The organism is Gordonia hydrophobica NBRC 16057 (genome assembly GCF_001592365.1).
GTDB classification, from domain to species: domain Bacteria; phylum Actinomycetota; class Actinomycetes; order Mycobacteriales; family Mycobacteriaceae; genus Gordonia; species Gordonia hydrophobica.
On sequence record NZ_BCWU01000006.1, the window covers coordinates 23,096 to 45,977 of the forward strand.

Below are 22,882 nucleotides of genomic sequence, written 5' to 3' on the forward strand. Positions count from 1 at the left end.
GATCAGCAGTCAAGCTTACGCCCACCGCGGTACTACTTGCGGGAGCGGGTACGCGCGGTCAGACCCCGCACAATCGAGCGCAACCGACCGACGCGCGGCTGCAGTTCTCGTTCGAATCCGTGGTCGGTGGGGTCGTAGTAGTCGACGCCGACCAACTCGTCCGGCGGGTACTGCTGAGCCAGTACCCCGTCGGGATGGTCGTGCGGGAATCGGTAGCCCACGGCGTTGCCGAGTTTGCGCGCGCCCGCGTAGTGACCGTCGCGCAGCGCGGGCGGCACGGCCCCGGCCCGACCCGCGGAGACATCGGCCAGCGCCGAGCCGAGCGCGGAGGTCACCGCGCCGGACTTCGGTGCGGTCGCGAGATGGATCGTGGCCTGGGTCAGTGCCAGCCGCGCCTCCGGCATACCGACCATCTGCACCACCTGCGCGGCGGCGACCGCCGTCTGCAATGCGGTCGGATCGGCCATGCCGACGTCCTCGCTCGCGTGGATCATCAGTCGGCGCGCGATGAACCGCGGGTCCTCCCCCGCCGAGATCATCCGCGCCAGATAGTGGACCGCGGCGTCGACGTCGGAGCCGCGGATCGACTTGATGAACGCGCTCGTCACGTCGTAGTGCTGATCGCCGGAACGGTCGTAGCGGACGGCCGCCCGGTCGATCGCCGCCTCCACGTCGGCGACCTCGATCTCGTCGCCGTCGGCCACCGCGTCGGCGCTGGCCTCCAGTGCGGTCAGCGCGCGTCGCGCGTCCCCGCCCGCGACGGCGACCAGGTGCTCGAGGGCTTCCTCGGACAGCGCGACGGCGCCGTCCAGTCCCCGGGGATCCTCGACGGCGCGCGCAATCACCGCCTTGATGTCGTCGTCGGTCAGCGACTGCAGATGCAGGACGAGCGACCGCGAGAGCAGCGGCGCGACGACCGAGAACGACGGGTTCTCCGTCGTCGCGGCGACGAGCAGCACGATCCGGTTCTCCACCGCATCCAGCAGCGCGTCCTGCTGGGTCTTGGAGAACCGATGCACCTCGTCGATGAACAGCACGGTCTGCTGGCCGTTCGCCAGTCGCCGCCGGGCCATGTCGATGACCGTGCGCACTTCTTTGACCCCGGACGAGAGCGCTGACAACGCCTCGAACCGGCCGCCGGTGGCCTGACTGATCAGCGAGGCCATGGTCGTCTTGCCCGTTCCCGGCGGCCCGTAGAGCATCACCGACGCCGCACCGGACCCGGCGATCAGTCGGCGCAGCGGCGCGCGCTCGGCGAGCAGATGCTGCTGTCCGACGATCTCGTCGAGCGTCCGCGGACGCATCCGGACGGCGAGCGGCGGCCGCGGGCCGCGCTCGCCGGTCGGTCCCATTGCTGTCGATCCCTGTGCGGTCGGCGCTTGCTCGTCGGCGGCGTCGGTCGCGAAGAGTCCCTCGTCCGGCCCCGTCTGATCAGTCACCGCGGCAACTCACCCGAACCAGTAGATCCGCAGTGCCTCTTGGACCTGGTCGGCGGCGTCGACGAAGCTCTCGTCGATTCCGGCCGCCTCGCCGGAGTCGGCGAGGTCGGCCCACCGTGCGAGCACCACCCGCGCGTCGGCGGTGTGCAGTGCCCAGTCGTGGCCGGACGCATCGCCCTGGATCATCCAGTACGTCGACAGCCACACCCAGAGTGCGCGGGCGGTGAAGATCCGCAGGGCCAGCTTGCGGTCGTTGATCGACGGCCACAGCGGCTTCACCTCGCCGCGCCACGCCTGCACCAGCGCCAACTCCAGGCGGGGACGCTCCATCACCACATCGGCCGACAGCAGTGCGGGGAACGTGGCGAGCGCGTACGCCACATCGAGCGTCGCGTCGCGAAACTCACCCCACTCGTAGTCCATGAACTGGACGCCGTCGCCGTTGATCAAGATGTTGCCGGGACCGACGTCGGCCGGACTGAACGCCCGGAAATCGCGGAAGTCTCCCGCGTCGAACAGGCGGAGTCCGCGCTCGAGCAGGGCGAGAGATCCCTCGACCGCGTCCACATCGATGGTCTCGAGCAGCTCGTCGTGTGCCCTCACCGAGGCAGCGGCAGCGTCGCCGATGCCGCCGCCGGCGACGGTGATCCGACCACTTCCGCCCTTGGTCTTGCCACTGACCCGCATCAGCGTGTCGAAGTCCTCTTCGCCGCCGAGGGTGGCCGCATGCATCCGGCCCAGGGCCTGACCCCACGCACTGACGCCGCGCTCCACCTCGTCGGCATCGGTCGAGGCCAGCAATTCGACCATCGACCGGCCGTGCCCGAGGTCGGTGAGCACCAGGAGCCGCTCCTCGAAGTCGGACGCGAGCAGCTGCGGGCCCGGCCGCGACGCGGTCGGGAGCGCCGTCGCATAGCGGTACGACGCGATCTCCCGCAGCACCTGCGACGGCGCGGTCTGATCGTCGAACGCTTTCACCACCACCGTGCGATCAAGCGAGACCGGGTTGTCGAGCACCCGGGCACGGATGACGCTGGAGCGTCCGGTGCCTCCGAGGTCCTCCGGCTCGTCGAGCTGCACCGAGGTGCCGGCACGACGTGTCAGAACCCCCTCCGCGGTCTGCAGGACTGACGAGATCCGTTCGTCAGCGATTACCGTCATGGTGCCCTCAGTCGTCCGCCGGAGCCTTCGTCTCGGCGGAAGCCTTCGGCGGCTTCGCGTCGATGCCGGTCTCCTTGCGCTGTTGCGGCGTGATGGGTGCCGGCGCATCGGTCAGCGGGTCGATGCCGCCGCCCGACTTCGGGAAGGCGATCACCTCGCGGATCGACGGCTCGCCCGCCAGCAGGGCGGTGATGCGATCCCAGCCGAAGGCGATGCCGCCGTGCGGCGGGGCGCCGTACGAGAAGGCGTCGAGCAGGAAGCCGAACTTCTCCTGCGCGTCCTCCTCGCTGATGCCCATGATCTTGAAGACCCGTTCCTGCACGTCACGTCGGTGGATGCGGATGGATCCGCCGCCGATCTCATTGCCGTTGCAGACGATGTCGTACGCGTAGGCCAGGGCCTCACCCGGGTTCGACTCGAGGCTCTCGAGCGATTCCGGCTTCGGCGAGGTGAAGGCGTGATGCACAGCGGTCCAGGCGCCGGAACCGACCGCGACGTCGCCCGCGGCGGTCGCGTCGTCGGCGGGCTCGAACAGTGGCGCGTCGACGACCCACGTGAACGCCCAGTCGCCGTCCTTGATGAGCTCGAGCTTCTCGGCGATGGCACCGCGCGCGGCGCCCAGAAGCGCCCGCGAGCTCTTGACCGCTCCTGCAGCGAAGAAGACGCAGTCACCGGGCTTGGCGCCCACGTGAGCGGCCAGCGTCTCACGCTCGGCGTCGGAGATGTTCTTGGCGACCGGACCGGTGAGGCTGCCGTCCTCCTGGACCAGGACGTAGGCGAGGCCGCGCGCGCCGCGCTGCTTGGCCCACTCCTGCCAGGCGTCGAGCTGCCTGCGCGGCTGCGAAGCGCCGCCCGGCATCACGACAGCGCCGACGTACGGCGCCTTGAAGACGCGGAACGGCGTCTCGGCGAAGAACTCGGTGCACTCGACCAGTTCGATGTCGAAACGCAGGTCGGGCTTGTCGCTGCCGAAGCGGCGCATCGCGTCGGCGTAGGTCATGCGCGGAATCGGTGTGGTGATCTCGACCCCGATCAGCTTCCAGAGGGCGGCCAGGACCTCCTCGGCGAGCGCGATCACGTCGTCCTCGTCGACAAAGCTCATCTCGATGTCGAGCTGCGTGAACTCGGGCTGCCGGTCGGCGCGGAAGTCCTCGTCGCGGTAGCAGCGCGCGATCTGGTAGTAGCGCTCCATTCCCGCGACCATCAGCAGCTGCTTGAACAACTGCGGACTCTGCGGCAGGGCGTAGAACGAACCGGGCTGCAGCCGCGCCGGAACCAGGAAGTCGCGGGCGCCCTCGGGGGTCGACCGCGTCAGGGTCGGCGTCTCGATCTCGACGAAGTCGTGAGCGCCCAACACACCGCGAGCGGCGGCACTGACCTGAGAACGCAGTCGGATCGCCTTGGCAGGCCCCTCACGACGCAGATCCAGGTAGCGGTGGCGCAGTCGAGCCTCCTCGCCGGGCTGCTCGTCGAGCTGGAACGGCAGCGGAGCCGACTCGTTCAGGACGACGAGTTCTCTGGCGTCGATCTCGATGGCGCCGGACGCCAGCGCGGCATTTTCGCTGCCTTCAGGACGCGCGTCCACCTGGCCGGTGATCTGGACGCAGTACTCGGCGCGCAGTCGGTGCGCCGCCTCGGCGACCTGCTCGTCTCGGAAGACCACCTGCACCAGTCCGGACGAATCACGGAGGTCGATGAAGACGACTCCACCATGGTCGCGCCGACGCGCCACCCATCCGACGACGGTGACGGTCTGCGATGCGTCTTCCCGACGCAACGATCCGGCGAAATGAGTGCGGAGCACTGAGTTCCTTCCTTCTGCGCAGCACAGAGCTGCCAGGGTTCACGCTGTTGCGTCCGATTCTACGGACCTGCGCCGACAACGCGACAAGCGCATCGATGTCGCGTCACGGCGCGGCGTCGCGGCTACTGTAATGCGCATGACGTTTCGAGGGAGCGGCCCGCTCGAGGGCGGCAATGTCAGTGCGGGCGGTTCGGGAGGCGGCGGATTCGGCGGGGGCAGGATCGCGCTCGGCGGTGGCGCCGGCTTGATCGTCACGATCGTCGCGCTCCTGTTCGGCTTCAATCCAGGCGACATCCTCGGCGGCGGAGACTCCTCGTCGTCGAGCCAGTCGGTGACCGGTGCCGACAACGCCGAGATGCAGAAGCACCTCGACAACTGCACCATCGAGCAGGCGAACACCGACGACGCCTGCCGGATCAAGGCCACGACGATCAGCCTGAACAAGGTGTGGTCACAGCTGATGCAGGGGTACACCCAGCCGGCGACCATCATCTTCTCCGGCAATGTGACCACCGCCTGTGGCGCCGCGTCGTCGGCGATGGGGCCGTTCTACTGTCCCGGCGATCAGACGGCCTACTTCGACCCGACGTTCTTCGCCGAGCTCAAGCGGATGGGCGGCTCCGACGGTCCCCTCGCCCAGGAGTACGTGGTCGCGCACGAGTTCGGTCACCACGTCGAGAATCTGACCGGGGTTCTCGCCAAGGGGCAGCGCATGGGCAACGCGGGGTCGGTCCGTATCGAACTGCAGGCCGACTGCCTCGCCGGCGTGTGGGCGTACCACGCCGACAAGGGGCCGGACGCGATGCTCGAACCTCTCACCGACGACCAGATCCAGTCCGTGATCGCGTCCGCCAAGGCCATCGGCGACGACACCATCCAGGGCGCGGGCTCCAATCCCGAGGGCTGGACCCACGGCAGCGCCCAACAGCGTGTCCGCTGGTTCCAGATCGGCTACGCCCAGGGCGACCCCGGCCGCTGCGACACGTTCGCGACCAACGACCTGTAAGGCGTGTCAGCCGTCTACGCGCCGTCCGCAGCCACTGCGTCTGTGTCAGCCAGCACGGTACCGATCTCGGTGACCACATCGTCGAGCGAGATCTTGCGCTGCTCGCCGTTCGTCAGGTCCTTCAGTTCGATCGTCCGCTCCTCGAGTTCGCGATCGCCGAGGACCAGGGCGAGGCGGGCGCCGGAGCGGTCGGCCGCCTTCATCGCCCCCTTGAGCCCGCGGTCGCCGTAGGCGAGGTCGACGTGCACGCCTGCGCGGCGCAACTGCCCGGCGATGCAGACCAATTCGCTCTTGGCCGCGGTGCCGAGCGGAACTCCGTACACCTGCACGCGTCCCTCCCCCGCCACCGAGACGCCCTCGGCCTCCAGCGCCAGGACCGTGCGATCGACGCCGATGCCGAACCCGATGCCGGAGAGATCCTGCTTGCCGCCGACCTGTTTCATCAGGCCGTCGTACCGACCGCCGCCACCGATGCCGGACTGCGCACCGAGACCGTCGTGGACGAACTCGAACGTGGTCTTGGTGTAGTAGTCGAGACCACGGACCAGGCGGGGATTGATGACGTACGCGACGCCCAGTCGGTCCAGGTGCTGACGGACCAGGTCGAAGTGCTCTCGAGCCGACTCGCTGAGGTGATCGAGCATCAGCGGAGCGCTCGCGGTCATCTCCTTGATCTCGGCACGCTTGTCGTCGAGGACCCGCAACGGGTTGATCCGGGCGCGCTCGCGCGTCGCCTCATCCAGATCCAGCCCGAACAGGAACTCCTGCAACGCTTCCCGGTACTGCGGGCGGCAGGTGTCGTCGCCCAACGACGTGAGTTCCAGCCGGTAGCCGGACAGTCCGAGACGCTTGTACCCCTCGTCGGCGACGGCGATGACCTCGGCGTCGAGCGCCGGATCGTCGACGCCGATCGCCTCGACGCCCACCTGCTGCAGTTGACGGTACCGTCCGGCCTGCGGCCGCTCGTACCGGAAGAACGGCCCCGCATAGCAGACCTTGACCGGCAGCTGTCCGCGGTCCAGACCGTGCTGGATCACCGCGCGCATCACGCCCGCCGTGCCCTCGGGCCGCAGCGTCACCGTGCGGCCGCCCCGGTCGGCGAAGGTGTACATCTCCTTGCTGACCACGTCCGTCGACTCGCCGACACCGCGCGCGAAGAGCGCCGTGTCCTCGAAGATCGGCAGCTCGATGTGTCCGTAGCCCGCGCGATGGGCGGCGCCGGTCAGTGCGTTCCGGACGGCGAGGAAGTCGGCCGAGGCAGGCGGGAAATAGTCGGGAACACCTTTCGGCGCCGCAAATTCTCCACTCACAGTCCGAATCGTCCTTTCTTGTTCGCATCGGGAAGGTCCAGCAGGAACGGATTGCCCGTCCGCTCGGCGCCGATGGTGGTCTGGGGTCCGTGACCGGGCAGGATCACGACGTCGTCGTCCCGAGTCAACAGCTTCGCGGCGATGGAGTCGAGCAGTTGCTGATGACTGCCGCCGGGAAGATCGGTGCGCCCGATCGATCCATTGAACAGTACGTCCCCGGAGAAGCACACCGTTGCCGCGTCCGGCGTCAGCAGCACGCTGCCGCGCGAATGGCCGGGGGCGTGGTCGACAGCCCAGCGGAAGCCCGCGGCGTCGACGTCCTCGCCGTCGACGAACTCGATGACCTTCTCCGGTTCGGTGAACGTCATGTCGCCGATCATCGACGACAGCGCGCTGCCGATGCCCATCCCCGGATCGGTCAGCATCGGCCGATCGTCGGCGTGGATGTAGACGGGAATCGAGTACTCGTCGGCCAACTCGGTGGCGTTCCAGGTGTGATCGAGATGCCCGTGGGTCAGAAAGATCGCGACGGGCGTCAGGTCGTATTCGGCGAGCGCCTGCCGCACGTTCGGGGCGGCATCCTGACCGGGATCGATGACGACCGCGTCGCTGCCGCGATCGTGCGCCACCAGGTAGCAGTTGGTCTGGAACATTCCTGCGGGGAACCCGGCGATCAGCACGGGGCGCACCTCCTCGTTCGCGCCCCGGCGATCTGCCCGGACGACACGTTGGAACCTATTGTCTCATCGGCCTTCCAGGTCCCTGCGATAGCATGGGGCGCGCTGCAGCGACAGCAGTCCGCCCCACATGCCGCACAGGAGGTTCCACCAGCGTGTCGTCCAACGAAGAGCGTCGCGACGCCGCCCGCCGCAAGCTGGAAGAACGGCTCGAGAGCGAACGCCGGGCCGCACGTCAGCGTCGACTCACCGTGATCTCGCTGTGCAGCGTCGCAGTCCTCGCCGCCGTCGCGGTCGGCGGCTACTTCTACTACCGGCACTGGGACGACCAGCGGCACACCGCGTGCGAGTACACGAAGTCGCCGGACAACTGGGTCGAGATCATCAAGTCGCTCGAACAGCGCGTCAACGAGGCGCCCGCAGACAAGCGCGCCGATGCCGAGAAGTACCTGGCGTTCGTCCGCGAGGCGAGCAAGAAGGGCGGCACGTCGCCGATGCCCGCCGACCGCACGCTGAACACCGGCACCGTGGACTGGACCCTCAACACGGGTCTGGGCGCGATCCCGATCACCCTCGATCGTTCGTCGGCGCCGTGCAACGTGAACGCGGTGATCTCGCTGACCCAGAACCACTTCTACGACGGCACCGACTGCTATCGCCTGACGAAGGCGAACGGCGCCAATCTGCTGCAGTGCGGCGACCCGACGCGGATCGGTGCAGGCGGGCCGGGCTGGACCAGCCCCGACGAGAATCCGACCGGCCTCAAGGACGGCGACGTCAGCCCGCAGATGCTGCAGATGGGCATGACTCCCCCGCAGATCTATCCGCGCGGCACCGTCGCCATCATCAACCAGAACGACGAACAGCAGGGGCTGTCGCACACCGGCAGCTCACGCTTCATGATCGTCACGAAGGACTCCCCGCTGCCGTCGCCGTTCGCGATCGTCGGCAAGGTCAGCGACGACGGCATGAAGATCGTCGACAAGGTGGTCGCGGGCGGCATCGATCCGGGTCTGTCCGGGACGGCCGACAACGGCGACCCGAAGACGCCACTGGACATCAAGACCGCGACCATCAGCGAGTAGCGAGCGGTCAGGCCGCCGACGTCACGCGGTAGACGTCGTAGACGCCCTCCACGTTGCGGACCACGTTCAGCACGTGACCGAGGTGTTTCGGGTCGCCCATCTCGAACGTGAACTTGCTGACCGCCACCCGGTCGCGGTTGGTGGTCAGCGTCGCGGACAGGATGTTGACTCGCTCGTCGGCCAGCACGCGCGTCACGTCCGACAGCAGGCGGTGGCGGTCCAGCGCCTCCACCTGGATGGCGACGAGGAACACCGATGACGGATTCGGCGCCCAGTTGACCGAGAGCAGGCGCTCCGGCTGCGAGCGCAGATCGTCCGCATTGGTGCAGTCGGAGCGGTGGACGCTCACGCCGCCGCCTCGGGTGACGAAGCCGAGGATCTCGTCGCCGGGAACCGGCGTACAGCACTTCGCGAGCTTCACGAGCACATTGTCGACGCCCTCGACCACGACGCCGCTGTCGCCGGACTGGCGGCGTCGAGTGGTGGTCGACGGCGTGGCCCGGGCCGCGATCTCTTCTTCTGCGGCGTCCACACCGCCGAGCATCGCCACCAGCCGGTGGACCACCCGACCCGCAGGCACATGCCCTTCGCCGACGGCGGTGTACAGCGCGTCGACGTCGCTGAAGCCGAACTCCTTGGCCAGCGCCGTGATCGATTCTCCGGACAGCAGTCGATGGACCGGGAGGCCGCCGCGGCGGACCTCCTTGACGATGGCCTCCTTGCCGCTGTCGAGCGCTTCCTCGCGTCGCTCTTTGGCGAACCACTGGCGGATCTTGGCTTTGGCGCGCGGGGAGACGACAAAGTTCTGCCAGTCCTTGCTGGGGCCGGCGTTCTCGGCTTTCGAGGTGAAGACCTCGACCACTTCGCCGTTCTCCAAGGCGCGTTCGAGCGCGACCAGTCGGCCGTTGACGCGCGCACCGATGCACCGGTGTCCGACCTCGGTGTGGACCGCGTACGCGAAGTCGATCGGCGTGGAGCCCGCGGGCAGCGTGATCACGTCGCCCTTCGGGGTGAAGACGAAGATCTCCTTCACCGCGAGGTCGTACCGCAGGGACTCGAGGAACTCCCCCGGGTCCGCCGCTTCGCGCTGCCACGCGAGGAGTTGGCGCATCCACGCCATGTCGTCGACTTCGGCGACGTCGGTCGCCTTGCGGCCCTTGCCCTTTCGCCCTTCTTTATAGCGCCAGTGGGCGGCGATGCCGAACTCGGCGGTGCGGTGCATCTCGACGGTCCGGATCTGCACCTCGAGGGGTTTGCCCTCGGGTCCGATCACCGTGGTGTGCAGGGACTGATACACGCCGAAGCTCGGCTGGGCGATGTAGTCCTTGAACCGTCCGGCCATCGGCTGCCACAGGGAATGGACGACGCCGATGGCGGCGTAACAGTCGCGCACCTCGTCGCACAGGATGCGCATCCCGACGAGGTCGTGGATGTCGTCGAAGTCCTTCCCCTTGACGATCATCTTCTGGTAGATCGACCAGTAGTGCTTGGGACGCCCTTCGACGGTCGCGGTGATCCGGGATCCGCTGAGCGCGGTGTTGAGATCGGACCGGACGCGCGCCAGGTAGGTGTCACGACTGGGCGCGCGGTCGGCCACCAGTCGGACGATCTCCTCGTACTTCTTCGGATGGAGGATCGCGAAGGAGAGGTCCTCGAGCTCCCACTTGACAGTCGCCATGCCCAGGCGATGCGCCAGCGGTGCGATCACCTCGAGCGTCTCACGCGCCTTCCGCGCCTGCTTCTCGGGCGGAAGGAAACGCATGGTGCGCATGTTGTGCAGGCGGTCGGCGACCTTGATCACCAGTACGCGCGGATCGCGCGCCATCGCGATGATCATCTTGCGAATGGTCTCCGCCTCGGCCGCACTGCCGAGCGCCACCTTGTCGAGCTTGGTGACGCCGTCGACCAGATGCGCGACCTCGGAACCGAAATCCTTCTCCAACGCGTCGAGGGAGTATCCGGTGTCTTCGACGGTGTCGTGGAGCAGCGCGGCCACCAGTGTCGTGGTGTCCATGCCGAGATCGGCGAGGATGGTCGCGACGGCGAGCGGATGGGTGATGTACGGATCACCCGACTTCCGGAACTGGCCGGAGTGGTGTTCGTCGGCCACGGCGTACGCCTGCTGCAGGACCGCGACGTCGGCCTTCGGATACACCTCGCGGTGCAGCGAGACCAGCGGCTCGAGCACGGGCGCGACGCCGCTGCGCGGCGGTGCCGTCATCCGACGCGCCAGGCGCGCACGGACACGGCGCGAACTCAGTGGCGAGGCGTCGTCCGGTCGCTTGATGTCGGGATCGCTCATAGGGCGATCGTACTCAGCCGCGGCAGAGGGTATGTACTCGAACGCCGGGTCCGACGTCCGCGATGACGCGTTCGCGCCCCGGCAGACCGTCGAGTTCCATGATGACGGCGACCGTGTCCACGATCGCCTCGGCCTGAACCAGCAGACGGGCCGCGGCGACGACGGTGCCGCCGGTCGCGAGGACGTCGTCGATCACCACCACTCGGCGGCCGGCGAGATCGATCCCATCGGCGGGGATCTCCAAGCGCGCCGTGCCGTACTCGAGCGCGTAGTCGACGCCGACCACCGGCGGCGGCAGCTTGCCGCCCTTGCGCACCGCGACCACTCCGACGCCCAGTTGTCGTGCGACTGCGCCGGCGATCAGGAAGCCGCGCGCATCGACCCCGGCGACGAGATCCGCCCCGTCGCACACGTGCGCCAGCGCGTCGATCACGGCGTCGAGACCGTCGGCGTCCGCCAGCACCGGCGTCAGATCCTTGAACGCGATGCCGGGCGACGGAAAGTCAGGGATCAGGCGTGCATGCCGTTCGACGGCCGCGGCGGCCCGCTCCCGGCAGCGCGCCGACTGGTCCTCCACTGTCACGACGTCCCCCAGCGATCCATGTTCCAGCCCGTCCCCGAGCTGCCGAGTCCCGGCACCAGATTCGAGACGTTCGACGATTCGCGAGCTCGGACGGTGCCGAACAGCGGAATGGTCGGGAGGTCGTCCCATGCCGCCGTCTCGATGGTCCGCAGCAGCGGGAGTCGAGCACTGTCGCTGACGGTTCCGGCCAGGTCGCCGATCGCGTCGGTCACCTGCTTGTTTCTGAACCCGGACAGGTTCTGCGGATCTCCGGACGCCAGCGAGAAGATTTCGGGGAAGCCCGACGCCGTGCTGGAGGCCGCAAAGGTGCCGTCGGAGGTCAGCAGTGCGTCGTATGCCCGACCGAGTTCGCCGATGCGGAGTTCGGGCGACGAGGCGTCCTCGACCGTCAGCCCGGCCGTGGCACAGCTGTCGGCGATCGTCTTCACGATCTCCGCATTCTCCTTCGAGGGCGCGAGATATCCGATCCGCACTGTGGCGTGCGCGCGGTCGCCGGTGCCGCGACGCTTGAGCGTCGAGGTCGCCCGCGGCACGTCGGCCCGCGGATAGCGGCGGCTGTACTGCGCGTTGAGCGACGGCCCAAGCGGATCGGCGGGCGATGCCGCGCGCAGATTCCACGTGATGCCGTTGGCGCCGAATCTGCGGGCCAACGCGTCGCGCGGCATGCAGAGTGCCAGCGCTCGGCGGACCAGCGGATCGGCTCCGACGCCCTTGCCTGCGAACACCAGTTGGGTCACCGCGAGCGGCGCCTCGTCGCGTTCGCTGGTGCGATTCGCCACCGGGGTGGCCGATTCGACACCGCTCACCCGGTCGCCGAGCGCGAGATCACCGCTGTCGACCACGGTCGCTCGCGAGCCGTCCAGGGCGGCCTCCCCGTTCGTCCCACGCGGCCACACGGTCACTTCGCCGGACGCGGGCGCCGCACCCCACCATTTGTCGTTGGCGACCAGTTCCAGCCCGCCGTCGACCGTGTACGAGGCGATGCGATACGGACCGGCCGACGGGAACTTCTTCTCGTCGATCGCGGTGCCCGGCTTCAGGTCGAATCCGGTGTTCCAGGCCTTTGCGATCGCGGCGACCGCCTTCGTGTCTCCCGCGCGGATCGGATCGACGACGTTGGGGACGCCCGCCGCCTTCGCCACGACGTGGGCGGGCAGCAGCGTGCCTGCGCCGAACAGTTCGCGCCACTGACCGTAGTCGCGACCGCGCTTGAAGACCACCGTCGCGACCTTGTCGCCCGGCGCACAGTCCACGCGGTCGATGTCGCCGTAGCCGGCGTTGGTCGACGCGTCGAAGCCCTTGGTCGCTCCGCTCATCGCGGTCGCGGCCAGGAACAGATCGTCGCAGGTCATCGCGGTGCCGTCGGAATAGGCCGCGTCCTTAGCGAACTCGTAACGCAGGGTGAGGGCGGTGCCGCGCTCCTGCGTCACCCGACCGATGTCGCGGTCGGCGATGATCTGGCCTTCCGGCCCGACGATCGAGAACCCGGGCAGCACGCGGGCCAGGGCCATCACCGCGCCGTCGGCATGGCCGTCGACGGTGTTGACGTTGTACGACGCGACGCGCGCGTCGATGAGGTAGTCCACGTCGGCGCGGTCGTCTGATCCGCAGGCGACGAGGAGAGCACCCGCGGCCGCTCCGGCCGCCAGCATCGCTGCGACCCGGCGCAGCCGCGGGGTGATCATGCCGAGATCCTCTCCCGGCGTGCGAGCACCTTCGCGGTGTGCCGCTTGATGTCCTTGTTCCGTTCCTTCATCGACACCAGCCACGGTGACGCGAGGAAGACCGACGAGTAGGTACCGACGACGACCCCGACCAACTGGATCAGCGCCAGGTCCTTCAGGGTTCCGACACCGAGCATCCACACCGCGACGACCATCAGCGCGATGATCGGCAGCACCGAGATCACCGTGGTGTTGATGGAACGCATCAGCGTCTGGTTCACGGCCAGGTTGGTCTGTTCCGCATAGGTCCGCCGTGTGGTGGCGAACACCGACCGCGTGTTCTCCTCCACCTTGTCGAAGACGACGACCGTGTCGTACACCGAGAAGCCGAGGATCGTGAGGAGACCGATGACGGTCGCAGGCGTCATCTCCCAGCCGACGAGCGAATAGATGCCTGCCGTGACGACGAGGTCGAAGACGAGGGAGGCCATCGCCGCGATCGACATCTCCTTGTCGAATCTGATGGCGATGTAGATGAAGGCGACGATCAAGAACACCACGAGGGCGATGAGCATCTTCTTGGTGATCTCTTGGCCCCACGTGGAGCTGACGTCCGACGAGCTGACGTCGCCCGGGTTGACGTCCGGTTGGAATGCGGTGCCGAGCGCGTGCAGCACCTCGGCGGTCTCCGCGCCGGTCAGCGTCTCGGTACGGATCTGGAAGGTCGCCGCAGCGCCCGCGCCGGCCTCCTGCACCGTCTCCGGCGCACGCTGCAGCGTGTCCTCGAAGACCTTCGATACATCCGAGGTGGTGATGGAGCCCCGTGCGGGCATCGAGATCTGGGTACCGCCCTCGAAATCGATGCCGAAGGTGAACCCGCGAATCGCGATCGAGAGGATGCAGATCAGCATCATGACGCCCGAGACGATGTACCACATCCGGCGCTTGCCGACGACGTCGAAGGCGCCGGTGCCCGAGTACAGGCGCGACAGGAACGACTGATTCTTATCGGCGACGTAGTCGGCGTCGGACCATTCGGTCGTGGCCTTCCGGTCGTCCGTGGACGGGTTGGTCACTGCTTGTCCCCTTCGTTTGCCGCCCCCGCGTCCGTCGCTGCGCTGACGCCGGCGGCCGCACGTGCGGCAACGTGCGCCTTGCGGCGTTCACGAGCGACCTCCGAGACCGCGCCCAGGCCGTTGACGGCGGGCCGGGAGAGGAACTCGTTGCGGCTGGCGAGCACCACCATCGGATGCGTGACCAGGAAGACGATCATGATGTCGATCAGGGTCGTCAGACCCAACGTGAACGCGAATCCGCGGACGGCGCCGACTGCCAGCACGTAGATGATCGCGGCACAGATGAAGCTGACCGCGTTACCGGTCCACACGGTGCGGCGGGCGCTCTGCCAGCCGCGGGTGACCGACGATCTGACGGTTCGGCCCTCGCGCATCTCGTCCTTGATGCGTTCGAAGTAGACGACGAACGAGTCGGCCGTCATGCCGATGCCGATGATCAGACCGGCGATGCCCGCCAGGTCGAGCGTGAACCCGATCCAGCGCCCCAGCAGGATGATGATGCCGTAGACCATGGCGCCGGCCAGGATCAGCGACAGCACCGACAGGAACCCCATCGCGCGGTAATACAGCAGCGAGTAGAGCAGGACCAGGATCAGGCCGACAAGACCCGCGATCAGTCCCGCGTTGAGCGACTGCAGACCCAGGGTCGCCGACACGGTCTGTGCGTCGGACATGGCGAACGACAGCGGCAGCGAACCGTACTTGAGTGCGTTCGCGAGCGCATTCGCCTCGGACTGGGTGAATCGACCGCTGATCTCAGTGGTGCCGAGGATCTGCTGGTTGATCGACGGAGCGCTGAGTACTCGGGTGTCGAGCGTGACGGCGGTCTGAACGCCGACGTTCTTGCCGGTGAAGTCGGCCCACGTCTTCTGTGCGTCGCCCTTGAAATCGACGTTGACGGTCCATGCACCGGTCTGGTTCTGTCCCGACTTGGCGTCAGCGATGTCGCGGCCGTCGATGAGCATCGGCTTCAGCAGGTACACCATGCCGTCGTCCTTGCCGCAGGCGACGAGGTACTGGTCGGGTTTGTCGTAGCCGACCAGCGGATCGCTGTAGTCCGGCGCGCAGTTGACCTTCGCCATCTCGGCCCGCAGCGCCGCCAGCTGGGCCTCGTCGGCGTTCGCGGGCGCCTGCCGCGCCTTCCGCTGCGCGTCCACCGCGGCCGTCTGCTCCTCGGGCGTCATATCGACGACGTCCTTGGCGGCGGGATCGGGCTTCTGCTGTTGGGCGGGCTGCTGCTCGACCACCGGTCGGATGTAGAGGCGTGCGGTCTGACCGAGGTCGCGCGCCTGCTTGCCGTCGTCGCCGGGGACGGTGATGACGATCGTGTTTCCGTTGATCACCACTTCCGAGCCGCCGACGCCGAGACCGTTGACACGCTGGTCGATGATCTGGCGAGCCTGTTCCAGCTGCGACGACGACGGCGCGCTGCCGTCGTCGGTCCGCGCGGTCAGGACGACGCGCGTGCCGCCCTGCAAGTCGATGCCCAGTTTGGGAGTGGGGCTGCCGCCGCCGGTGAAGAACACCAGGGCGTAGACGATCCCGAGGATCAGGAAGAAGACCGTGAGCGGCTGCCACGGCGGAGCCTCGGGTCGGAGCCTGCCTGCTCCACCGCGCAGATTGGGTTTAGTCACGCGTTCGTTCTACTTCTCTTCGTTCTGCTCTTTGTCGAGCGACACGGTGTCCGTTTCATCGACAGCGATCCGATCGTCGTCGATCGTCTCGATGGCGGGTGCCTCCGGCGAGACCACCTCGCGAATGGCGAGACGGTTCCACTCGGTGACCACACCGGGCGCGATCTCGATCTTGATGTTCTGGCCTTCTTCAGCCTCCACGACGGTGCCGAACAGACCGGCGTGGAGCTGCACGCGCGAGCCGGCCTCGAGCGAGTTCTGCATCTCGGCTGCGGCGGCAGCGCGCTTCTTCTGATTGCGGATGCTGAAGAACATGAACGCCGCCATGGCAGCAAGCATCAACGGAAGGATCAACGATTCCATGGGGACCAGTGTGCCAGGCCCGGGGACAAAACCTCACGCACAGGTCGGGAGTCGATGCACGGGTGTCCACTGTCGACCGCCACCGCGACGACGCTCAGCAGGAGTTTTCCCGTCGACGCAGCGAGATCGACCGATGACGTGATCAGTCGAACAGCGTGCCGGTGTCGTCCTCGCGGGCCCGCACGCCGTGCACCTGATTGATCGCGCCCGCGGGAGGCTGCAGCCCGAGGTGATGCCAGGCGGCGGCGGTGGCCACTCGGCCCCGCGGCGTCCGCGCGATCATGCCTGCGCGGACCAGGAACGGCTCGCAGACCTCCTCGACGGTCGCGGGCTCCTCACCGACGGCCACCGCCAACGTGGAGACGCCGACCGGTCCCCCACCGAACCCGCGGACCAGGGCGCCGAGAACGGCCCGGTCGAGGCGGTCCAGTCCCAGTTCGTCGACGTCGTAGACCTTGAGTGCGGCCCGCGCCGCCGCGAGATCGACGGTCCCGTCTCCGCGGACCTCCGCATAGTCGCGGACGCGGCGAAGCAGCCGGTTCGCGATGCGCGGGGTGCCGCGCGAACGTCCCGCGACTTCGACGGCGGCGTCCGCGGCGATCGGAATGCCGAGGATGGCGGCCGACCGCTGCAGCACGCGCACCAGTTCGTCGACCTCGTAGAACTCCATGTGGGCGGTGAAACCGAACCGGTCGCGGAGTGGCCCGGTCAGTGCGCCCGATCGCGTCGTCGCGCCGACCAGGGTGAACGGAGCCACCTCGAGCGGAATCGAGGTGGCTCCGGGGCCCTTCCCTACGACGACATCGACGCGAAAATCCTCCATGGCCAGGTACAGCATCTCTTCGGCTGGCCGCGCGATCCGGTGGATCTCGTCGATGAACAGGACGTCGCCCTCGACGAGGTTCGACAGCATTGCGGCCAGATCGCCGGCACGCTCGAGCGCGGGACCCGAGGTGATCCGGATGGCGGCGCCCATCTCACTGGCGATGATCATGGCGAGCGACGTCTTGCCCAGTCCGGGCGGTCCCGACAGCAGAATGTGATCGGGCGTGCGGCCACGCGCACGGGCCGCGTGCAGGACCAACTCCAATTGTTCGCGGACGCGGGGCTGCCCGATGAAGTCGCCGAGGCTTCCCGGCCGCAGACTCGCATCCACGTCACTGTCGCCCTCGACGAGGTTCGCGCTGAGAAACTCTCCCGGACCGAAGTCCTCGGCGTCGGTCGTCATCGACGCGGCCCGAGGGAGGTGAGCGCCGCCCGGAGCAGCGTCGACGAGTCGGCGTCCGCGTTCTCGGCGAGCACCGCAGCGACGGCCTTGTCGGCCGCCGACTCGGTGAAGCCGAGCCCGACAAGGGCTTCGGCCACCTGCGCGCCGACGCCGCCGACGGCCGGCCCACCGGGCGTCGTGGTCTCGCCCGGCGCCGCCGCGACCTTGTCGCGGAGTTCGACGACCAGGCGCTCGGCGACGCGTTTACCGATGCCCGGAACCGCGGTCAGCGCCTTGGCGTCGGAGTCGGCGAGAGCACGGCGAAGGCTATCGGGTTCCAATACGGCCAGGGTCGCCATCGCGAGGCGCGGGCCGACGCCGGTGACCGTCTGCAACAGGCTGAACAGATCGCGCGCATCGGGATCGGTGAATCCGTACAGCGTCATGGAGTCCTCGCGGACCATCATCGTGGTCAGCAGTCGCACCTGCTCGCCGCGACGGAGCGTCCCCAACGTGGGCGGGGTCGCGAGCACCCGGTAACCGACTCCCGCGCACTCCACCACCGCGTGATCGAGTGCGATGTGAATGATCTCCCCGGACACGGACGCGATCACAGCGCAGCCTTTCCGCCCGTCAACGCGCGGGCTTCCTCCTGAGCCGCCTTGAGTCGCGCCCGGTGGCGGTTCTGCGCCTCCTGTGCGCGCTCAGCGGCCTCCTGCATCCGGCGATTCACCGGACCGCGCCAACTGTGGCAGATCGCCAACGCCAGGGCGTCGGCGGCATCGGCCGGTTTCGGCGGCTTCTGCATCCCGAGAATGCGGGTGACCATCGCTGTGACCTGCGCCTTGTCCGCCCGCCCCGACCCGGTGACCGCGGCCTTCACCTCGCTCGGCGTGTAGAAGTCGACGGGCAGGTCGCGCTCGGCCGCCGCGAGTGCGATGACTCCGGAGGCCTGCGCGACGCCCATCGCCGTGCTCACCTGACGCTGGGCGAAGACCCGCTCGATGGCGACGACGTCGGGCTGGTGCGTGTCGAACCACGTCGTCGCCGCCCGATAGATGCCGAGGAGACGCTTCTCCAACGCCATATCAGCGGGCGTGCGAATCACGTCGACGTCGAGCGCGGTCACCCTCCGCCCCTGCCCGGCCTCGACGAGTGCGATGCCGCACCGCGTCAGGCCGGGGTCGATGCCCAGAACACGCACGCGCCACTCACCTCTCGATCTCCGCCGGGCCGCCTCCGACCCGGTCAGAACATTTGTTCGAGAGCCTATCAGTCGTCTTCGAGCTGAGCGAGCACCTCATCGCTGATGTCGATATTGCTGTAGACGTTCTGGACGTCGTCCGAGTCCTCGAGCGCATCGATGAGCTTCATGACCTTGCGCGCACCGTCGGCGTCGACCGGAACCTCGACCGACGCGCGGAAATCCGGCTCGGCCGAGTCGTAATCGATGCCGGCCTCCTGCAGGGCGGTGCGCACGGCGATCAGATCGCCGGGATCGCTGACGACCTCGAACGTCTCACCGAGATCGGTGACCTCCTCGGCGCCCGCGTCGAGGACGGCCATGAGGATGTCGTCCTCGGTCTGGTCACCCTTCTCCAGGGTGACGACGCCCTTGCGGGTGAACAGGTACGCGACCGAACCGGGATCGGCCATGTTGCCGCCGTTGCGGGTCATCGCGACACGGACCTCGGTGGCCGCGCGGTTGCGGTTGTCGGTGAGACACTCGACCAGAATGGCGACACCGTTGGGGCCGTAGCCCTCGTACGTGATGTTCTGCCAGTCGGCGCCGCCGCCCTCTTCGCCGCCGCCGCGCTTGCGGGCGCGCTCGATGTTGTCGTTCGGAACCGACGACTTCTTCGCCTTCTGGATCGCGTCGTACAACGTCGGATTTCCGCCGGGATCACCGCCACCCGTACGGGCCGCCACCTCGATGTTCTTGATCAGCTTGGCAAACATCTTGCCGCGCTTGGCATCGATGACAGCCTTCTTGTGCTTGGTGGTGGCCCATTTGGAGTGGCCGCTCATTGGTGTTCCCTTTCTTGAAGAGTTCTCGTTACCCGGACAACACGTGGCTGCCGCAGGGCACCGGGAAATTCTACGCCGCCCCCACCATATCCACGAAGAACTGGTGCACCCGCACGTCGCCGGTGACTTCAGGATGAAACGAAGTGGCCAGCACGTTGCGCTGCCGTACGGCGACGACACGCCCCGCGGCAGGCCCCTCGTCGACCGTGGCCAGCACGTCGACACCGGGCCCGGCCTCCTCCACCCACGGTGCGCGGATGAAGACCGCGCGCATGGGTTCGGCGCCCGGCAGATCGGTGATCCCCGAGAACGCCAGGTCGGCCTCGAACGACTCCACCTGACGCCCGAAAGCGTTGCGCCGCACCGTGATGTCGAGCGCATCGAGGTGCCGTGCGTCGGGCCGGGTGTCGAGAATCCTCGACGCGAGCATGATCATGCCCGCGCACGAGCCGTAGGCCGGGAGTCCGTCGCGAAGGCGTGCGACGAGCGGGTCGTAGAGGTCGAACACGCCGAGCAGCCTGCTCATCGCGGTCGACTCCCCACCCGGGATCACCAACCCGTCGACAGCGTCGAGCTCAGCCCGCCGTCGAACCGGAATCGCCTGTGCCCCACAGGCATTCAACGCCGCGATGTGCTCGCGGACATCCCCCTGCAGAGCCAGCACGCCGATCGTGGGCTCACTCATTCGGCCTGCCTCATGATCGACGCGGCCGAGCCCGGAACGCCGCTTCGGGTCAGGCCCTCCTGCGTCACCGCGGCCACCATCCGACCACTGCGGTCGAAGATCCGACCCTGAGTCAGAGAGCGTCCGCCGCCGGCCGACGGAGACGTCTGATCGTATAGGAGCCAGTCGTCGGTGCGGAAGGGACGCAGGAACCACATCGCGTGGTCGAGCGAGGCGTTCTGCGTCTCCTCATCGGGGTGGACCACCGCGGACGAGCCCAGCAGCGTCATATCGCTCATGTAGGCGAGGGTGCACACGTGTAGCAGGTGGTCGTCCGGCAGCGGAGTGCGGTAACGGAACCAGACGCGTTGCTGTGCAGCAAGTCCCGGAATCTTCACGGTGTCCGACTGGTCGACGATCCGGATGTCGAAGGTGTCCCATTCGGCAAGGAGCATGCGTTGGGTGTCGGTCGCCGACTCGGCGCGGTCCGGCAGCGTGTCGGGATCCGGCGCGGGCGGCATCCGGTCTTGATGCTCGATCCCGTGGTCGGTGGTGACGTGGAACGAGGCCGACATGGAGAAGATGGCCTCGCCGTCCTGTACACCGGTCACCCGGCGGGTGACGAACGACCGTCCGTCACGGATCCGGTCCACCAGGTAGACCGCGGGCTTGTCCGGCTTACCCGGTCGCAAGAAGTACCCGTGCAGGGAGTGCACGGCGAACGCGGGGTCCACCGTCCGGGTCGCCGACACCAGCGCCTGACCGGCCACCTGTCCGCCGAACGTTCTCCTCAAATGGCTGGGAAACGACCCGCCACGATAGATGTCATTGTCGATCCGCTCGACAGCCAGGATCTCTTCGATGTGCGCCACGCGCTGATTATCGCACCGAGCCCCGACCCGAACTCACAGGTAGGGTCGAAAACCATGAGCGCCGAGAGCACCCTGACCCCGTACCTTCGATCCGTTCTCGACGGGCGGTGGGGGCCGACGCGCGACGTCGTGCGCCGCCAGATCAACGACCAAGCGCTGGTCCCGCAGTCCGGACTGTCGCTCGACGACTACCGCACCCGGGTGCTGGGACAGATGAAGGACATGGTGCCGCTCGGCTTCCCCGCATCCGGATTCCGTCCGGAGCACGGCGGAACCGGCGACGTCGGCGGCGCGGTCACCGCCATCGAGACCCTCGGTTACGGCGACCTGTCGCTGATGGTGAAGGCAGGCGTCCAGTGGGGACTGTTCGGCGGCGCCATTGAGAACCTCGGTACGCAGGAACACCACGACACCTATGTGAAGGGCCTGATCGACCTCGACGTCCTGGGTTGTTTCGCGATGACCGAGACCGGACACGGCTCCAACGTCCAGCAGCTCGAGACCACCGCCACCTACCTGCCCGAGACCGGAGAGTTCGAGATCTGTTCCCCGACGCCGGGATCGCGGAAGGACTACATCGGCGGCGCCGCTGAGCACGCGCGTTTCGCCGCCGTCTTCGCGCAGCTGGTCACCGGGGCGCCGGGCGAGGAGCCGGTCAGCCGCGGCGTGCACTGCTTCGTCGTGCCGATCCGCGACGCCGACGGTGCGGATATGCCCGGCGTCACGACGTCCGACTGCGGATACAAGGGCGGGCTGCCGGGTGTGGACAACGGCCGAATCCTGTTCGACCGCGTGCGGATCCCGCGCACCAATCTGCTGAACCGGTATGCCGACGTCGCTCACGACGGCACGTATTCCAGCCCCATCGAGTCCGACAACCGGCGGTTCTTCACGATGCTCGGCACCCTGATCCGCGGTCGCGTGACCGTCGGCGCCTCCGCGGGCGCCGCCGGACGTCTCGGGTTGGCGCTCGCCGTCAAGTACGCCCTGCAGCGCAGGCAGTTCCAGGCGCCGGGCGGCGACACGGAGATGCTGCTCCTGGATTACCGGACACATCAGCGTCGACTGCTGCCGCTGGTGGCGCGCGCCTATGCCTTCGCGATCGCTCAGAACGAGGTGACCGCCGAACTCCACGACATGCAGACCGCGGATCCGGCCACCGTCGACCCGAAGGAGCTCCGCCGACTCGAGACCAAGGCGGCCGCGATCAAGGCCGGGCACACCACCCTCGCGCAACGGGCCATCTCCGAGGCGCGCGAGGCGTGCGGCGGTGCGGGTTACATGTCCGAGAACCTGCTGCCGCTGCTGCGCGGCGACATCGACGTGTTCACCACGTTCGAGGGCGACAACCTGGTGCTCACCCAACTGGTCGCGAAGGAGCAGTTGACCGCCTACGCCGACGACGTGCAGGGCCTCGACGCAGTCGGGTGGGTCCGCTTCGTGGCGAGCATGGCCACCAGCTACGCGTTGGAGAAGACGGCGGCGCGCCAGGTGGTGCAGACGCTGCTCGACGATTCCGACGAGGACCCGGAGAACAGTGCCTTGACCCACCCCGGCACCCAGTTGAGGTTGCTGCGGAACCGCGAGGATCACCTGACCCGGACCGCGGCGGCCCGCATGCGGCGCGCCAAGGAGGACGACGCGGACGCCCTCGAGGTCTTCACCGAGACGCAGGATCACCTGATCAAGGTCGGCGAGTCCCACATCGAACGCATCGTCCTCGAGAGCTTCGTCGAGGTCATCGGTCGCGTCGAAGACCGCGAGACGCGCACCGTGCTCAAGCAGGTGCGCAATCTCTTCGTGTACTCGTTGCTGGAGGAGGATCTCGGCTGGTTCCTCATGCATCGGCACGTCAGCGTCGAACGAGCGAAGGCCATCCGACGCGGAGTCAACGACCTCTGCGGCGAACTCCGCCCGTACGCCCACAACCTGGTGGACGCGTTCGGCGTCCCCGACGCCTGCTTCGACATCCCGATGCTCCGCGACGAGGCCTTCACCGGCTAGCAG

At 67.9% G+C, this 22,882-nt stretch carries 20 protein-coding genes; 3 read left to right on the forward strand and 17 right to left on the reverse strand.

Features of this window, described 5'->3' with window-relative positions; all coding sequences use genetic code 11:
• Window positions 1-32: 32 nt before the first annotated feature.
• From GH2_RS11180 to aspS, 3 genes are all read right to left on the reverse strand, one after another.
• A complete protein-coding gene (locus GH2_RS11180) occupies window positions 33-1,352 on the reverse strand; it encodes a replication-associated recombination protein A (RefSeq protein ID WP_066168180.1) in 1,320 nt (439 codons plus the stop codon).
• Window positions 1,353-1,448: 96 nt separating this feature from the next.
• Window positions 1,449-2,600: a phosphotransferase gene (locus tag GH2_RS11185; RefSeq protein WP_066167490.1), complete on the reverse strand. Its 1,152-nt coding sequence runs from the start codon at window positions 2,598-2,600 to the stop codon at window positions 1,449-1,451.
• 7 nt (window positions 2,601-2,607) lie between these two features.
• Window positions 2,608-4,404: an aspartate--tRNA ligase gene (gene aspS, locus GH2_RS11190; protein WP_066167493.1), complete on the reverse strand. Its 1,797-nt coding sequence runs from the start codon at window positions 4,402-4,404 to the stop codon at window positions 2,608-2,610.
• Window positions 4,405-4,540: 136 nt separating this feature from the next.
• Between aspS and ypfJ the strand changes: the two genes are divergently transcribed.
• Complete coding sequence (gene ypfJ, locus GH2_RS11195) at window positions 4,541-5,410, forward strand: KPN_02809 family neutral zinc metallopeptidase (protein WP_066168183.1); 870 nt, start codon at window positions 4,541-4,543, stop codon at window positions 5,408-5,410.
• A gap of 14 nt (window positions 5,411-5,424) precedes the next feature.
• On the opposite strand, the gene hisS is transcribed toward ypfJ, so the two are convergent.
• Window positions 5,425-6,720, reverse strand: coding sequence for a histidine--tRNA ligase (gene hisS, locus GH2_RS11200; RefSeq protein WP_066167496.1), 1,296 nt, complete (start codon window positions 6,718-6,720; stop codon window positions 5,425-5,427).
• Window positions 6,717-7,400 carry an MBL fold metallo-hydrolase gene (locus tag GH2_RS11205; protein WP_066167499.1) on the reverse strand — a complete coding sequence of 228 codons (684 nt, stop codon included), beginning with the start codon at window positions 7,398-7,400 and terminating at the stop codon, window positions 6,717-6,719. The genes hisS and GH2_RS11205 overlap by 4 nt, the downstream gene beginning before the upstream one ends.
• A gap of 152 nt (window positions 7,401-7,552) precedes the next feature.
• On the opposite strand from GH2_RS11205, the gene GH2_RS11210 reads away from it, so the two are divergent.
• The gene (locus GH2_RS11210) at window positions 7,553-8,482 is read left to right on the forward strand and encodes a peptidylprolyl isomerase (RefSeq protein ID WP_066167505.1); all 930 of its coding nucleotides are present in this window, start codon (window positions 7,553-7,555) and stop codon (window positions 8,480-8,482) included.
• A gap of 7 nt (window positions 8,483-8,489) precedes the next feature.
• On the opposite strand, the gene GH2_RS11215 is transcribed toward GH2_RS11210, so the two are convergent.
• From GH2_RS11215 to GH2_RS11270, 12 genes are all read right to left on the reverse strand, one after another.
• Window positions 8,490-10,817, reverse strand: a complete 2,328-nt coding sequence (locus GH2_RS11215) for a RelA/SpoT family protein (protein WP_372434547.1) — start codon at window positions 10,815-10,817, stop codon at window positions 8,490-8,492.
• A complete protein-coding gene (locus GH2_RS11220) occupies window positions 10,798-11,367 on the reverse strand; it encodes an adenine phosphoribosyltransferase (protein ID WP_372434540.1) in 570 nt (189 codons plus the stop codon). Before GH2_RS11220 ends, GH2_RS11215 begins: the two co-directional genes overlap by 20 nt.
• The gene (locus GH2_RS21990; RefSeq protein WP_066167511.1) at window positions 11,364-13,052 is read right to left on the reverse strand and encodes an ABC transporter substrate-binding protein; all 1,689 of its coding nucleotides are present in this window, start codon (window positions 13,050-13,052) and stop codon (window positions 11,364-11,366) included. The genes GH2_RS11220 and GH2_RS21990 overlap by 4 nt, the downstream gene beginning before the upstream one ends.
• On the reverse strand, window positions 13,049-14,107 hold the full coding sequence (gene secF, locus GH2_RS11230; protein ID WP_066167513.1) for a protein translocase subunit SecF: 1,059 nt from the start codon (window positions 14,105-14,107) through the stop codon (window positions 13,049-13,051). Before secF ends, GH2_RS21990 begins: the two co-directional genes overlap by 4 nt.
• Window positions 14,104-15,741: a protein translocase subunit SecD gene (gene secD, locus GH2_RS11235; protein WP_066167515.1), complete on the reverse strand. Its 1,638-nt coding sequence runs from the start codon at window positions 15,739-15,741 to the stop codon at window positions 14,104-14,106. Before secD ends, secF begins: the two co-directional genes overlap by 4 nt.
• Window positions 15,742-15,750: 9 nt before the next feature.
• The gene (gene yajC / locus GH2_RS11240) at window positions 15,751-16,104 is read right to left on the reverse strand and encodes a preprotein translocase subunit YajC (protein ID WP_066167518.1); all 354 of its coding nucleotides are present in this window, start codon (window positions 16,102-16,104) and stop codon (window positions 15,751-15,753) included.
• A 142-nt stretch (window positions 16,105-16,246) separates the two neighbouring features.
• Window positions 16,247-17,332: a Holliday junction branch migration DNA helicase RuvB gene (ruvB, locus tag GH2_RS11245; protein ID WP_066167521.1), complete on the reverse strand. Its 1,086-nt coding sequence runs from the start codon at window positions 17,330-17,332 to the stop codon at window positions 16,247-16,249.
• The gene (ruvA, locus tag GH2_RS11250; protein WP_066167523.1) at window positions 17,329-17,925 is read right to left on the reverse strand and encodes a Holliday junction branch migration protein RuvA; all 597 of its coding nucleotides are present in this window, start codon (window positions 17,923-17,925) and stop codon (window positions 17,329-17,331) included. Before ruvA ends, ruvB begins: the two co-directional genes overlap by 4 nt.
• Window positions 17,922-18,515, reverse strand: a complete 594-nt coding sequence (gene ruvC, locus GH2_RS11255; protein WP_066167526.1) for a crossover junction endodeoxyribonuclease RuvC — start codon at window positions 18,513-18,515, stop codon at window positions 17,922-17,924. Before ruvC ends, ruvA begins: the two co-directional genes overlap by 4 nt.
• Before the next feature lie 68 nt (window positions 18,516-18,583).
• Window positions 18,584-19,339: a YebC/PmpR family DNA-binding transcriptional regulator gene (locus GH2_RS11260; protein ID WP_066167529.1), complete on the reverse strand. Its 756-nt coding sequence runs from the start codon at window positions 19,337-19,339 to the stop codon at window positions 18,584-18,586.
• 70 nt (window positions 19,340-19,409) lie between these two features.
• Window positions 19,410-20,024: a pyridoxal 5'-phosphate synthase glutaminase subunit PdxT gene (gene pdxT / locus GH2_RS11265; RefSeq protein WP_066167531.1), complete on the reverse strand. Its 615-nt coding sequence runs from the start codon at window positions 20,022-20,024 to the stop codon at window positions 19,410-19,412.
• The gene (locus GH2_RS11270) at window positions 20,021-20,875 is read right to left on the reverse strand and encodes an acyl-CoA thioesterase (RefSeq protein WP_066167534.1); all 855 of its coding nucleotides are present in this window, start codon (window positions 20,873-20,875) and stop codon (window positions 20,021-20,023) included. The genes pdxT and GH2_RS11270 overlap by 4 nt, the downstream gene beginning before the upstream one ends.
• Window positions 20,876-20,929: 54 nt before the next feature.
• Here GH2_RS11270 and GH2_RS11275 point away from each other — a divergent pair, with 54 nt between their 5' ends.
• Entirely contained in the window at window positions 20,930-22,879 is a 1,950-nt protein-coding gene (locus GH2_RS11275; protein WP_066167537.1) for an acyl-CoA dehydrogenase family protein, read from the forward strand.
• Window positions 22,880-22,882: the final 3 nt, after the last annotated feature.

Bases quoted from the DNA above. Each gene is read 5' to 3' on its own strand.
- GH2_RS11180 (WP_066168180.1), bottom strand. From the start codon at position 1,352: ATGGGACCGACCGGCGAGCGCGGCCCGCGGCCGCCGCTCGCCGTCCGG.
- GH2_RS11185 (WP_066167490.1), bottom strand. From the start codon at position 2,600: ATGACGGTAATCGCTGACGAACGGATCTCGTCAGTCCTGCAGACCGCG.
- ypfJ (WP_066168183.1), top strand. From the start codon at position 4,541: ATGACGTTTCGAGGGAGCGGCCCGCTCGAGGGCGGCAATGTCAGTGCG.
- GH2_RS21990 (WP_066167511.1), bottom strand. From the start codon at position 13,052: ATGATCACCCCGCGGCTGCGCCGGGTCGCAGCGATGCTGGCGGCCGGA.
- yajC (WP_066167518.1), bottom strand. From the start codon at position 16,104: ATGGAATCGTTGATCCTTCCGTTGATGCTTGCTGCCATGGCGGCGTTC.
- ruvB (WP_066167521.1), bottom strand. From the start codon at position 17,332: ATGACGACCGACGCCGAGGACTTCGGTCCGGGAGAGTTTCTCAGCGCG.
- GH2_RS11260 (WP_066167529.1), bottom strand. From the start codon at position 19,339: ATGAGCGGCCACTCCAAATGGGCCACCACCAAGCACAAGAAGGCTGTC.
- pdxT (WP_066167531.1), bottom strand. From the start codon at position 20,024: ATGAGTGAGCCCACGATCGGCGTGCTGGCTCTGCAGGGGGATGTCCGC.
- GH2_RS11275 (WP_066167537.1), top strand. From the start codon at position 20,930: ATGAGCGCCGAGAGCACCCTGACCCCGTACCTTCGATCCGTTCTCGAC.